Source organism: Metallibacterium sp., assembly GCF_054637675.1.
Genome location: NZ_JBTSRB010000035.1, coordinates 20,804 through 33,743 on the forward strand (window position 1 = coordinate 20,804; position 12,940 = coordinate 33,743).

Annotated in this window: 14 protein-coding genes; 7 read left to right on the top strand and 7 right to left on the bottom strand. The window is 68.5% G+C overall.

The genetic code is table 11. The features are described from left to right. Positions 1-11: 11 nt before the first annotated feature. From merA to merT, 3 genes are read right to left on the bottom strand one after another with little or no spacing between them, the layout of a single operon-like run. The gene (merA, locus tag ACYDAT_RS11030) at positions 12-1,664 is read right to left on the bottom strand and encodes a mercury(II) reductase (protein WP_461450105.1); all 1,653 of its coding nucleotides are present in this window, start codon (positions 1,662-1,664) and stop codon (positions 12-14) included. A gap of 1 nt (position 1,665) precedes the next feature. After that, positions 1,666-1,947, bottom strand: a complete 282-nt coding sequence (gene merP, locus ACYDAT_RS11035; protein WP_461450107.1) for a mercury resistance system periplasmic binding protein MerP — start codon at positions 1,945-1,947, stop codon at positions 1,666-1,668. A gap of 14 nt (positions 1,948-1,961) precedes the next feature. Continuing rightward, complete coding sequence (merT, locus tag ACYDAT_RS11040; RefSeq protein ID WP_461438828.1) at positions 1,962-2,333, bottom strand: mercuric ion transporter MerT; 372 nt, start codon at positions 2,331-2,333, stop codon at positions 1,962-1,964. Positions 2,334-2,407: 74 nt separating this feature from the next. Here merT and merR point away from each other — a divergent pair, with 74 nt between their 5' ends. Genes merR through ACYDAT_RS11055 form a run of 3 tightly spaced genes read left to right on the top strand, consistent with a single transcriptional unit; the run spans position 2,408 to position 5,702 of the window. Further along, positions 2,408-2,848, top strand: a complete 441-nt coding sequence (gene merR, locus ACYDAT_RS11045) for an Hg(II)-responsive transcriptional regulator (RefSeq protein WP_461450121.1) — start codon at positions 2,408-2,410, stop codon at positions 2,846-2,848. A 5-nt stretch (positions 2,849-2,853) separates the two neighbouring features. Then, positions 2,854-3,630, top strand: a complete 777-nt coding sequence (locus tag ACYDAT_RS11050) for a LacI family DNA-binding transcriptional regulator (protein WP_461438827.1) — start codon at positions 2,854-2,856, stop codon at positions 3,628-3,630. Positions 3,631-3,689: 59 nt separating this feature from the next. Next, positions 3,690-5,702 (top strand): glycoside hydrolase family 3 protein, encoded by a 2,013-nt coding sequence (locus ACYDAT_RS11055; RefSeq protein ID WP_461450109.1) that lies wholly within the window; start codon positions 3,690-3,692, stop codon positions 5,700-5,702. 363 nt (positions 5,703-6,065) lie between these two features. Here the strand turns inward: ACYDAT_RS11055 and ACYDAT_RS11060 are convergent, their stop codons facing one another. From ACYDAT_RS11060 to rsgA, 4 genes are all read right to left on the bottom strand, one after another. Next, positions 6,066-6,593 carry a GFA family protein gene (locus ACYDAT_RS11060; protein WP_461450111.1) on the bottom strand — a complete coding sequence of 176 codons (528 nt, stop codon included), beginning with the start codon at positions 6,591-6,593 and terminating at the stop codon, positions 6,066-6,068. Next, positions 6,580-6,891, bottom strand: a complete 312-nt coding sequence (locus ACYDAT_RS11065; RefSeq protein WP_461438823.1) for a BrnA antitoxin family protein — start codon at positions 6,889-6,891, stop codon at positions 6,580-6,582. The genes ACYDAT_RS11060 and ACYDAT_RS11065 overlap by 14 nt, the downstream gene beginning before the upstream one ends. Continuing rightward, positions 6,815-7,090 carry a BrnT family toxin gene (locus ACYDAT_RS11070; protein WP_297919631.1) on the bottom strand — a complete coding sequence of 92 codons (276 nt, stop codon included), beginning with the start codon at positions 7,088-7,090 and terminating at the stop codon, positions 6,815-6,817. The genes ACYDAT_RS11065 and ACYDAT_RS11070 overlap by 77 nt, the downstream gene beginning before the upstream one ends. A gap of 153 nt (positions 7,091-7,243) precedes the next feature. Continuing rightward, positions 7,244-8,308 (bottom strand): ribosome small subunit-dependent GTPase A, encoded by a 1,065-nt coding sequence (gene rsgA, locus ACYDAT_RS11075; protein WP_461450113.1) that lies wholly within the window; start codon positions 8,306-8,308, stop codon positions 7,244-7,246. 115 nt (positions 8,309-8,423) lie between these two features. On the opposite strand from rsgA, the gene ACYDAT_RS11080 reads away from it, so the two are divergent. From ACYDAT_RS11080 to ACYDAT_RS11095, 4 genes are all read left to right on the top strand, one after another. Next, a complete protein-coding gene (locus ACYDAT_RS11080; RefSeq protein ID WP_461450115.1) occupies positions 8,424-9,671 on the top strand; it encodes an aminotransferase class I/II-fold pyridoxal phosphate-dependent enzyme in 1,248 nt (415 codons plus the stop codon). After that, a complete protein-coding gene (locus tag ACYDAT_RS11085; protein WP_461450117.1) occupies positions 9,664-10,284 on the top strand; it encodes an SGNH/GDSL hydrolase family protein in 621 nt (206 codons plus the stop codon). The genes ACYDAT_RS11080 and ACYDAT_RS11085 overlap by 8 nt, the downstream gene beginning before the upstream one ends. Positions 10,285-10,385: 101 nt before the next feature. Next, the gene (locus tag ACYDAT_RS11090) at positions 10,386-11,222 is read left to right on the top strand and encodes a UDP-2,3-diacylglucosamine diphosphatase (protein ID WP_461441521.1); all 837 of its coding nucleotides are present in this window, start codon (positions 10,386-10,388) and stop codon (positions 11,220-11,222) included. Positions 11,223-11,563: 341 nt separating this feature from the next. Then, entirely contained in the window at positions 11,564-12,814 is a 1,251-nt protein-coding gene (locus ACYDAT_RS11095; protein ID WP_461450119.1) for an NRAMP family divalent metal transporter, read from the top strand. Positions 12,815-12,940 lie beyond the last annotated feature (126 nt).

The following is a 12,940-nucleotide window of genomic DNA, read 5'->3' on the forward strand; positions in this document are numbered from 1 at the left end:
GCACCGCCAACTCATCCCGCGCAGCAGGACAGTTGTGAGACGTCCTTGGTGAAGGTCTGCGCGGCGAGTTTGAGCCCTTCGACCATCGTGAGATAGGGGAAGAGCTGGTCGGCCAGCTCCTGCACCGTCATGCGGTTGCGGATGGCCAAGGCCGCGGCCTGGATCAGCTCGCCGGCTTCGGCCGCCAGCGCCTGCACGCCGATCAGCCGATTGGAGCCGACTTCTGCGACCAGCTTGATGAAGCCGCGCGTGTCGAAGTTGGCCAGCGCACGCGGCACATTATCCAGCGAGAGGGTGCGGCTGTCGGTCTCGATGTTGCGCAGGTGCGCCTCGGCCTCGCTCAGGCCCACCGTGGCCACCTGCGGCTCGGTGAACACCACGGCGGGCATGGCCGAGAGGTCCAGCGCGGCGTCGCCACCGAGCATGTTGATCGCGGCGCGCGTGCCGCCGGCGGCGGCAACGTAAACGAACTGCGGCTGGTCGGTGCAGTCGCCGGCGGCGTAAATGTGCGGAACGTCGGTGCGCAAATGGTCGTCGACCACGATGGCACCGCGCGCATCCGTCTTCACGCCGGTGACCTGCAGGTTCAGATCGCGGGTGTTGGGCGCGCGTCCGGTGGCCACCAGCAGGCGCTCGGCCTGGATGACACCTTGACCGGTGCGCAGGGTGAACACGCCGTCGGCATGGCTGATCTTGCTCGCCTGGGTGTAGGCCAGCACGGTGATGCCCTCGTCCGCGAACGCGGCGCTGAGGGCGATGCCGATGGCCGGATCTTCGCGGAACAACAGCGTGCTGCGCGCCAGGATCGTCACTTGGCTGCCAAGACGGGCGAAGGCCTGCGCCAGTTCCACCGCCACGACCGACGAACCGATCACCGCCAGGCGAAGGGGAATGGCGTCGCTCGCCAGCGCTTCAGTGGAGGTCCAGTACGGCGTGTCCTTCAGTCCCTCGATGGGCGGAATCGCGGGATGGGCGCCGGTGGCGATCAGGCACTGGTCGAAGCCCACGGCCTGTACCGTGCCATCTTGCAGTGTCACGGCCAGCGTATGGGCATCGGTGAAACGCGCGCTGCCGCGCACGCTGGTGATGTTGGGTTGCCCCTCCAGAATGTTTTCGTACTTGACGTGGCGCAACTCATCAACTCGCCCCTGCTGCTGCGCCAGCAACCTGTCGCGCCGAATCACCGGCGCAGCGGCTGAGATGCCAGCGTCGAACGGGCTTTGTCGGCGCATCTGCGCGACGTGCGCGGCGCGGATCATGATCTTCGACGGCACGCAGCCGACGTTCACGCAGGTGCCGCCGATGGTGCCGCGCTCGATCAGCGTGACCTGCGCGCCCACGCCCGCGGCCTTGATCGCCGCGGCCATCGCCGCGCCGCCGCTGCCGATGACGGCGATACGCGGGCCCGCGCCACGCGCGACCGTGGTCTGGCTGCTACCGGGCGTGGACACCGGCGTGGCCAGCCTGGCCGAGTAGCCGGCCTCGGCCACGGCCGCCGCCATCACCGCGAACGCCACGCCGGCGTCGGCTCGCACCTCGGCCATGCCCTGCGCATAGGAGACCTGCGCCGACTGCACACCGGGCACCGCCTCCAGCGCCTTGCGCACGTGGGCGGCGCAGGCATTGCAGGTCATGCCGCCGATGGCCAGTTCGATATCCTCCACCTCAGGCTCCGCGCTTGACCACGTGCGAGGCATAGCCGGCATCATGCGTGGCGTGCATCAAAACCTGCGGATTGGTCTTGGCGTTGTCAAAGGTGACGACCATCTCCTTCTTGGCCTCGGTAATCGCGACATGCTCGACACCGGGCACGTGCTTGAGCGCGGTGCGCACCGTGATCGGGCAGGCGCCGCAGGTCATGCCGGGAACGGACAGGGTGACGCGCTGGGTAGCGGCAAACGCAGGCGCGCTCAGGCTCAGCAGGACGGCAACGATGATCTTGTTCATGGACTCACTCCGACTCAGTAAAACAGGGGCAAAACATAGGGAAACAGCAGGGCGACCAGCACCAGCACGACCACCACCCAGAAAATCAGCTTGTAGGCGCTGCGCACCCGCGGCAATGCGCAGACCTCGCCCGGCGCGCAGGCCTGCGGGCGCCGGAAGATGCGCCGCCAGGCGAACGCCAGCGCCAGCAGCGCTGCACCGATGAACCACGGCCGGTAGGGCTCCAGCACGGTCAAGTTGCCGATCCAGGCACCGCTGACGCCCAGGCTGACCAGCAGCAGCGGGCCTAGACAGCAAGTGGAGGCCAGCAGGGCGGCAAGACCACCCACGGCAAGCGCGCCCACGCGCCCAGCCGAAGCATCATTGTCGTGCGATTCCGCAACCATGAGTCACCTCGCTTCGGATCGGCCCTGCGGCTAAGCTTCCGACCGTACCGCGGTACGGAGTCAAGCCCATGTCCATGACGATGCCCATGACCATCGGCGTACTGGCGCAGGCAGCCGGCGTCAATGTGGAAACCGTGCGCTACTACCAGCGTCGCGGCCTGCTGGACCAGCCCGTGCGTCCGCTGGGTGGCGCGCGATGCTACGACGAGGCCGCGCTGCGCCGTCTGCAATTCATTCGTCAGTGCCAGACGCTGGGCTTCACCCTCGAGGAAGTGGCCGAGCTGCTGACGCTGGACGATGGGCGTCATTGCGCCGAGGCATCCGCGCTGGCGGCGCACAAGCTGGAGGACGTGCGCGCACGCCTGGCGCAACTGCGCCGCATCGAGCGCGTGCTGGCGCAGTTACTGGCGCAGTGCCAGCGCAGCCGCGGACTGATGCGCTGCCCGCTGATCGACACGCTGTCCGCAGCGCCCGGCAGCTCGGCCACGGTCGAAAGCGACACCTCCCGCCTTTGAGCACGATGTCCACGGAAAGCCAGGAAGCCAGTGCCGAGCTGCAGCAGCGGCTGCCGTCCAAGGCGCCGCGCCTGGAAGACGTCGCGCGCGCCGCGGGCGTCTCGCCGAAGACGGCCTCGCGCGTGATCAACAATGAGCGCAGCGTGCGCACCGAAGTCCGCGAAAAGGTCTGGGCGACGGTGAAATCGCTGCGCTACGTGCCGCATCCATCGGCGCGCAGTCTGGCCGCCAACCGTTCGTTCCAGATCGGCCTGCTGTACGACAACCTGTCTCCGGGCTATGTCATGGAAGTGCAGGCCGGCGTTCTCGATGCCTGCCAGGCGCGGCGCTACGGCGCCATCGTGCATCCGCTGCGCGCGGATGCATCCGGATACCTGCGCGAGATCATCGAGCCGGTGTCGCATCACCGGCTCGACGGCCTGCTGACGCCGCCGCCGATCACCGACGACGCGGCGATCATCACGTGGCCGCGTGCGCCCACCGCGATTTTCGCGGCCAACGACGACATGGCGGCCGGCGTGCTGTGGGCGGCGGCGCAGTCGGGAATCGAGGTTCCCGGGCGGCTGTCGGTATGCGGTTTCGACGACATGCCCATCTCGCGGCAAGTCTGGCCGCCGCTGACGACAGTGCGGCAGCCCTGCCGCCTGATGGGCCAGATCGCCGCGCAACAACTGATCGAGGCCATCGAAAAGCCCGGCAGCGGCCGGATGGTCGTCCTTCCTTACGAGCTGTGCACGCGCGGGTCCACGGCGCCGCCCGGCGATTCCTCGCGTTCCGGCTGAGCGGCGCAACCCGCCGGTTCGCGCAGCGGCAACCCGACAACACCCACCGGAGAAAAATCATGTCCTTGAATGAACGCCATGCACCCGCGCCGACGCGGCGGATGTTGACCTGCGCGGCGCTGCTCGCACTGGCCTGCGCCGCGAGTGCGCCGGCGTGGTCCGCCACGGGCGCGCTCTCCACCACCGTGCACCCTGCGCTGTGGCCGCGGGTGCAGTGGCCGCTGCCGGAGAGTCCGCGCCTGCAGCAGCGCATCGCGGCCATCATCGCCCGCATGACGGTGCCCGAGAAGGTTGGCCAGATCATCCAGGCCGACATCGACTACGCCACGCCGGAGCAGGTCGCGAAGTATCACCTCGGCTCCATCCTCACCGGCGCCGACTCCGGGCCGGACAAGAACCCCATCGCCACCGCGCAGCAATGGCTGCGACTGGCCGACCGGTACCAGGCGGCGGCGCTGCAGGGCTCCGGCATTCCGCTATTGTTCGGCGCCGACTGCGTGCACGGCGCGCAGAAGATCGTCGGCGCCACGCTGTATCCGCAGAACATCGCGCTGGGCGCCACGCGCGATCCGGCGCTGGTCGAGAAAATCGAGGCGGCGACCGCCGAGGAAATGCGCACGGTCGGCTTCAACTGGGCCTTCGCGCCGGGCGTGATGGTGCCGCAGAACGACCGCTGGGGACGCGTCTACGAGGGCTTCTCGCAGAATCCGGCGCTGGTCGCGCGCATGGCGCGCGCGGCGGTGCTGGGCTTCCAGGGCACGCCCGGCACGCCGGATTTTCTCGATGCCCGGCATGTCGCGGCCACCGCCAAGCATTTCCTGGGTGACGGCTCGACCACCGACGGCATCGACGAGGGTGACGCCGAGGTGTCCGAGCGCAATCTGATCCGCGTCGCCAACGCCGGCTATCCGCCCGCCATCGCGGCCGGCGTGCAGGCCATCATGGTCTCGTACTCGAGCTGGAACGGCGTCAAGATGAGCGCCAACCGCGCGCTGCTGACCGACGTGCTGAAGCGCCGCATGGATTTCGGCGGCTTTCTGATCAGCGACTGGGACGCGGTGCGCCAGCTGCCCGGCTGCGTCGGCGCCGCGTGCCCGAAAGCCATCGACGCCGGCATCGACATGGCGATGGAGCCGAATAACTGGCGCGCCTTCTACACCAACACGCTGCGCGAGGTCGAAAAAGGCAGTATCCCGATGCAGCGCCTCGATCACGCCGTGGCCCGCATCCTCGCCGTCAAGCTGCGCATGGGCCTGTTTACGCAAGGGCTGCCCTCGCAACAGCCGCTGGGCGGCAAGTTCGATCTGATCGGCGCGGCCGCGCACCGCGCACTGGCCCGACAGGCGGTGCGCGAGTCGCTGGTGCTGCTGAAGAACGCGCACCATCTGCTGCCGTTGAAGCCCGGCCAGCGCGTGCTGGTGGCCGGCCCCGGCGCCGACAGCCTGCCGCTGCAAAACGGCGGCTGGACGCTGACCTGGCAGGGCACCGGCACCAACAATGCCGACTTCCCCGGCGCCACCAGCATCTGGGCGGGCATCCGGCAGGCGGTCGCTGCCGCGGGCGGCACGGCCGAGCTGTCCGTCGATGGCCACTACACGCGCAAGCCCGATGTGGCGATCGTGGTCTACGGCGAGAAGCCCTATGCCGAATATCTCGGCGACCGCCCCAACCTCGAGTTCGAGCCGCGCGACGGCGCCACGCTGCAGCTGTTGCGGCGCTTGCGGCAGGCGGGCATTCCCGTGGTCTCGATATTCCTCACCGGCCGGCCGCTGTGGGTCAACCTCGAGATCAACGCGTCGAACGCCTTCGTCGTGGCCTGGCTACCCGGTTCCGAGGGTGAAGGCGTGGCCGACGTGCTGTTCCGCAAACCGGATGGCGGCATCGCTTTCGACTTCAGCGGCAAGCTGCCGGCGGCCTGGCCGATCAACGCCGTGGACCAGCCCGGCCTCGACGGACCGCACGCCCTGTTCCCCTATGGCTACGGATTGAACGACGCGGGCAACGGCGATCTGCGCACGCTGCCGACCGCGTCGGGCATCGAGCCCGGCGCCATCGCCGTGGCTGGGCGCTGAAGCCCGCCGTCATCGATCAGCCGCGCCGTATCGTCACGGATTCGCGTTTGCCCATGCATCCACCAGCGCGGGCCACAACATGCAAACCATCGCCACATCCCGCGCGCAGGAGCGCCGCCATGCCGCCTAGCCCTCGGCGCCCGCGAGCTGGCCGCGTGCCTGATCGGCACCAGCCGCCGCCCCGCTCGCCTGGCTGCTGGCGCGCTGGCTGTACGCCAGCGAGCGCCTAGCGGTGTCGGGTTGAGTCACGTCAATGTCCGGGGCGAAAGGCAACATGGGTACCTTTCGTAAACCCAACGTCCAAGTTCACCCGCTCGCGAAAGTGGGCGAAGCCTGCTGGAGCGGTTCCGCTGCAACTGGTGGTTAGTCCCGCTCGCCAAAAGGAACGCCCTGTGCATCCTGCGGGAGCGAATCGCGGATGTCGACCCATGGTGCCTTCGAGCCAACCATGAAATGAACCTCCACCGACACGTGCGGATCCGAGTCCAGCGTTCCAAGCCGAAACCCCAGGAACGTTGGATCAGCTTCATCTCGTTTGAAGATTGGCGATCCGCAGCAACTCGCAAAGTAGCGACGTACACCGTGGCTCGACTCCCAGTCGGATAGGAGTTCTTCGCCAGCCACGACAACAAAGTCGCTCGCAGCCACGCCTGCGGTGGTACCGAAGCTGGAACCCGAGTGTTTGCGACAACGCCAACAATGACAGTACGTCACGGGGCCAAGCAGGTTTCCCCGAATCTCGTACCGAACGCGCCCACATGCGCATGATCCTCTGAGCATGTGCTGCTCCTTCTGATTTGTCGTACCACTCAAGCGAGCCGCTCGAGATACCCGGCGCGAGCCCCGCGCAGCGCGGTGAGCGTCCGGTTGATCGGTGTTAGACCGAAGCATCACGAAAAGCGCGCAACACTGAATTGATACGCGTTTGATAGCCAGGCCCCTGTGCCTTGAACCACTCAATCACGTCCTCGTCGACGCGCAACGACACGGCGGTCTTTGATGGCTGTGGCTGTAACCCTCGACGTACCATGCCGCGGATAATGTGCCGGACGTCGGCTTCGGGGTGCTCGCGAGTGACTGCACCGGCAGGGCCGGCCTTGAGTTTGGCCCAGTCAGTCTTGGATTTGGTCGAAGTAGATTTGGGCTTCACGTTGCGTGGCTTTGCGGAAGGAGATAACGCGGATTTCATGCTCGGTCTCCGTATGAACGATGGACACCGGAGTTCCAGCAAGCAGGCCAAGGGTGACGAACCGCTGCTCGCCGTACGCGAACCGATCGTCCTCGAACGTGAACGCGAGGCCATCGAACACCAGCGGAGCATCGACGAAGTCGAGCCCGTGAGCTTTCAAGTTCGCGACGCGTTTGGCCTTTGACCAAGTGAACTCCATGACAAACTGTATATACAGATCGTCACACCGTCAAGAAGCTCTTGCTTCAGCCAACTCCCGCAATCAGCGGCGCAACCTCGCGGAGCGGGTGAGCGTCCGCTGCATTGGGTTGTTGGGCGTCGCCTCGACGCGGCTTTGGCTAGATGTTCCGCATCAGCGTGGCTCGCGCTGACGCCGCCCCAGCACGCGCGCCGGGCGCGGGTTGGCGTGGCGGCGCAACTGCGCTTCCAGCGCGGCTTCCTGCTGCTCGCGTTCGGCGCTGAGTTTCAGATAGCTGTGCCAGCGCGCGGCGCTGAGTTCGCCGCTGTCCAGCGCGGCGCGCACGGCGCAGCCGGGCTCGTTGCCGTGCGCGCAATCGCTGAAGCGGCACTGCCGCGCCAGCGCCTCGATGTCGGCGTACTGGACCAGATCCTCGCTGCCGGTGAGCTTGAGCTCGCGCATGCCGGGGGTGTCGATCAGGCAGGCGCCGCCGGGCAGCGGCAGCAGCGCGCGAAACGTCGTGGTGTGGCGGCCGCGGCTGTCGTGCGCGCGCACCGCGGCGGTAGCCTGCGCGGTGTGGCCGAGCAGGGTGTTGGTGAGCGTGGATTTGCCCGCGCCGGACGAGCCCACCAGCGCCAGCGTGGCGCCGGGCAACAGCCACGGCGCCAGTTGCGCGTGCAGCGCGGCGTCCTTGGCGTTGATCGCCAGCACCGCCACGCCGACAGGCAGCGCCGCGGCCAGCGCAGCGGCCTGCGCGACATGATCGGGATGCACATCGGCCTTGCTCAGCAGGATCACGGCCTGCGCGCCGGAGCCTTCGATCAGCGCCAGATAGCGCTGCACGCGCGCGGGGTTGAAATCGCCATCCAGGCCCATCAGCACGCACACGCTATCGACGTTGGCGGCGATCGGCTGACGCGCGTAGCGCTCGCCGGCGGCGGCGCGACTGAGCAGGCTGCGCCGCGGTAGGATCTCGATGATTTGCGGCGGCTTGCCGGCGACGACGATGACGATGACGAAATCGCCGACCACCGGACGCTGCTCCGGCGCCAGGCCGCGGCGCAGGAATGCCGGTGCGGGCTGCGCCTTGAAGCTCTCCATGCCATCGTGCAGCACGTAGCCGGCGCGATGCTGCGCGGCCACGCGCGCCACGCGCTGCTCGGCGTCGAGCACGGGCCATGGCTGCGCGGGTGGCCAGCCCACGGCCACCAGCGCGGCAAACGGATCGGATCCATGCATGCGCGGATTATGCCGGGTGCGGCGCATGCATCGCTGCAATGTCAAAAAAGTGCAGGAAAGCACTTTCCCGATAGCCTGATAGCATGGCGCGCTTTGCAGCCAGCCACGCCGTGCCATGTCCGATTTCCGCCTCGCCCCCGCCACGCGCCTCGATCAGGTGCGCTACGACATCCGCGGCCCGCTGAGCCTGCGCGCACGCGCGCTCGAACAGGATGGCGTGGAGCTGCTGCGGCTCAACATCGGCAATCCGGCGCGCTTCGATCTGCATCCGCCGGCGGCGCTGCGCGAGGCCATCGCCGCGCATCTGCACGAGATCGATGCCTACGGCCATGAGCTGGGCCTCGAGCCCGCGCGCGAGGCGCTGGTCGCGGACGCCGTCGCGCGCGGCATCCACGGGCTGGATGTCGAGCACGTGTTCATCGGCAACGGCGTCAGCGAACTGATCGACATGAGCCTGCGCGCGCTGCTGGAGCCCGATGACGAAGTGCTGCTGCCCAGCCCCGACTATCCGCTGTGGAGCGCCGCCACGCGCCTCAACGGCGGCGTGCCGCGTTACTACGACTGTCCGGCCACACGCGGCCACCTGCCCGATGCCGCCGAGATCGAGGCGCTGATCACCCCGCGCACGCGCGCGCTGGTGCTGATCAACCCCAACAATCCCACCGGCGCGGTGTATCCGCGTGCGCTGCTGCTGCAACTGGTGGCGCTGGCCGAGCGTCATGGTCTGCTGCTGCTGAGCGATGAAATCTACGACGGCATCACCTACGACGGCGCCGAATTCACGCCGCTGGCGGCGCTAGCCGGCGACGTGCCATGCCTGAGCTTTGGCGGGCTGTCCAAACTCTGGCGCGCCTGCGGCTATCGCATCGGCTGGCTGCAATTGACGGGTGCGCGCGCGGCGTTGCGCCCGCTGCGCGATGCGCTGCAACTGCTGGCCGCGCTGCGCCTGTGCGCCAACCAGATGGGGCAGTGGGCGATCCCGGTCGCGCTGCGCCTGCGCGGCGAGATCGCAACCCTGACCACGCCCGGCGGCCGTCTGCACGCCACGCGCGCGGCGCTGCTGGCCGGCGTGGCGCGCAGCGAGTTTCTCGATGTGGTCGCGCCGCGGGGCGCGATCTACGCCTTCCCCGCGCTGCGGCGCGATGTGCTGCCGGCCTTCGACGACCAGCATTTCGCGCTCGATCTGCTCGAACACGAGCACGTGCTGCTGGTGCCGGGCAGTGGCTTCAATCTCGCCGCCAGCCGCCATCTGCGCCTGACCCTGCTGCCCGAACCGGCGACCATGGCCGAGGTACTGGCGCGCCTCGAGCGCGCGCTGGCGCGCCACGTCGAGGCCGCGACGCCGCGCTACGCGCATGGCTGAATTGCGCCTGCTGGCGCTGGGCGATTCGTACACCATCGGCGAGGGCGTGGCGCCCACGCAGGCATGGCCGGCGCAACTGGCGCGTGCGCTCTCGAAGTGCGGTTACGCCTGTGCCGCGCCGACCGTGCTGGCCCGCACCGGCTGGACCGCGGAGCTGCTGCTGGCGACGCTCGCACCGGCCGCGCTGGCGCCACCCTACGACCTGGTGACGCTGCAAATCGGCGTCAACGACCAATACCGCGAACGCGCGCCGGGCGAGTTTCAGCGCGACTTCGATACCCTGCTGGCGCACGCGCTGCGCCTCGCCGGCGAGCGCGCCACGCGCGTGCTCGGCGTGTCGATTCCGGACTGGGGCGTGACGCCCTTCGCCAGGCAGGACGCGCGCTCGTCGCAAACCATCGCCGCGGCCATCGATCGGTTCAACGCGCTGGCGCAGACGCGCGTGCTGCGCGTCGGCGCGGGTTGGGTCGATGTCACCGCGTGCAGTCGCCGCGCCGGCCGCGCGCCGGGACAACTGTGCGCCGATGGTCTGCATCCCGGCGCCGTGCAATACGCGCGCTGGGTGGACAGCGCACTGCTGCCGGCGACCCTGCATCAATTGCAGCGAGGCTGAGCGAACCCACGCGCTGCAACCGCGCTGCCACGCCAGCGCCACACGGCTGCGATGTTGCGCGCGCAGGCTGGGGGCCCGGGACCACCACCCGGGAGCGCGCCATGCACCGTCTGCAACGCCGCAGCGTTTTCATCTCCGATGTACATCTGGGCCTGCCCGACTGCAAGGCGGCCTACCTGCTCGACTTCCTGCAGCGGCTCGACTGCGCACACCTGTATCTGGTCGGCGACATCATCGATCTGCAAGCATTGGCGCGGCGCCCGTGGTGGCATCCCAGCCACGGCGCGGTGCTGCACGCGATCCTGGCGCTGGCGGCGCGCGGCACGCGCATCACCTACATCCCCGGCAATCACGATGCGCCGCTGCGCGCGCTGGCCGGGCAAACCATCGCCGGCATCGCCATCGCGCTGGATGCCGTGCACGTGGCCGCCGACGGGCGCCGCTACCACGTCAGCCATGGCGACGAACACGATCCCGAACAGATCGGCCGTGCCTGGCAGCGCTTCGGCGATTTCATACAAAACTTCCTGTGCGGCGTCAATCGTCGTTTCAACCGCCTGCGGCACTGGCTGAAACTGCCCTACCTGCCGCTGTCGCTGGTGCTGAAGTCCTGCGCGCCACAGGCGCTGGCCTATATCCGCGCGTTCGAGACGCGCGTGGCGCGCACCACGCAGGCGGCGGGCTTCGACGGCGCGATTTGCGGGCACATCCACTACGGCCACGTGCGCCGCATCGAGGGCGTGCTGTATCTCAACGACGGCGACTGGGTGGAGCATTGCACCGCGCTGACCGAGGACGCACACGGCCGCTTCGAGTTGCTGCACTGGAGCGAGCGCCCGGCCACGCTGGGCGCGGCTGGTTGCGGCGCCGATGCGCCCTCGCCGGCGCGCCTGCGCGCGCTGCGTCCGCTGGCGCATGCGGCCCTGCACGCCAAGTAATACGCACGCCGCGCGCGGCGCTCAACGCGGAAAATCGACGCAGCGATCCTGATCGCGCGCGACTTCGCCGCCCATCACCGCGGCCACGGTACCGCCGAGCATGCGCCCGATCAGCCCGGCGTTCATGGCGGCCACGCAGGCCTTGCCGTCGGTCTTCCGCTACACCGGGATGCGGCACGGCATCAGCACCGCAACCACGCGCGCGGTCGTCGCCGAGGATGCACGGGGCGTGCTGCGCCTGACCCACAATGATCATGACCGCGCTGCGCTTTTTGCCGCAGGTTTTGGGCAGCCGGCGTTGCGATCCGTTATCATTTGCGCTCAGTCCCGTGGAACCCGCCATGTCCTCGCCCGCCGCTCGTCCGCGCCTGCCGCTGTCGTCGCGCTGGGTCGCGTTTTTCGCGGTGCTGGGGCCGGGCCTGGTGGTGATGCTGGCCGACACCGATGTCGGCAGCGTGATCACCGCCGCGCAAAGCGGCGCGCAGTGGGGCTACCGGCTGCTGATCTGGCAACTGCTGCTGGTGCCGGTGCTGTACGTGGCGCAGGAACTCACCGTGCGCCTCGGCATTTTCACCGGCAAGGGCCACGGCGAACTGATCCGCGAGCACTTCGGACCGGGCTGGGCGTGGCTGTCGGCCAGCGGCCTGGCGGTGGCGTCGGCCGGCGCGATCATCACCGAGTTCTCCGGAGTGGCCGGCGTGGGCGAACTGTTCGGCGTGCCGCGTCTGATCAGTCTGGCGCTGGCCGCGGGGTTTCTGCTGCTGGTAGTGTGGACCGGCAGCTACCGGCGCGTGGAGCGCGTGGCGATCCTGCTGGGCTTGTTCGAGCTGGCCTTCGTGTGGGTGGCGCTGCGCGCGCCGCTGGATGGTGCGCAGGTGGCGCGTCAGGTGTTCGCCATGCCGCTGCACAGCGGCGATTACTGGTATCTGGTCGCGGCCAACATCGGCGCGGTGATCATGCCGTGGATGGTGTTTTATCAGCAGTCGGCGGTGGCCGACAAAAAACTCACGCCCGGCGATTACGCCTACGCGCGCTGGGATACCGCTCTCGGCGCACTGCTGACGCAGGTGATCATGGCCGCCGTGCTGATGGCCGCGGCGGCGACGCTGGCACCCGCGCACAGCAACGCGCCGCTGGACAGCGTCGGCCAGATCGCCGGCGCGCTGACGCCGGTGCTGGGCCACGCCCTTGGCCACACGCTGTTCGGCCTCGGCATGCTCGGCGCGGCCATGGTCGCGGCGATCGTGGTGGCGCTGGCGGCGGCGTGGGGTTTCGGCGAGGTCACCGGTTACAAGCACTCGCTGGAATACCATCCGCTGGAAGCGCCGTGGTTTTATTCGATCTTCAGCCTGGGCGTGATCGGCGGCGCGCTGGTGGTGGCGCTGGTGCCCAATCTGGTGGCGCTGGCGGTGGGCGTGGAGGTGATGAACGCGTTGATGCTGCCGCTGGTGCTGGGCTTGCTGGTGGCGCTGGCGATGCGCGCGCTGCCGCCCGCGCACCGCTTGCGCGGCGCCTATGCCGTGGTGGTGATCACGGTGGTCGTGCTGACCTCGATGCTGGGCGTGTACGGCGGGCTGGCGACGCTGTTTTGATGGTTCACGGACGAGAGCTTGTGGTCCGCGAAGGACGCCAAGCGCGCAAAGTTTTCTGCTCGGGCTGCGCCGAGTTCTGCCGAGCAGCGTAGGCCTGTACCCAAAAATCATCCGTGATTTTCCTTG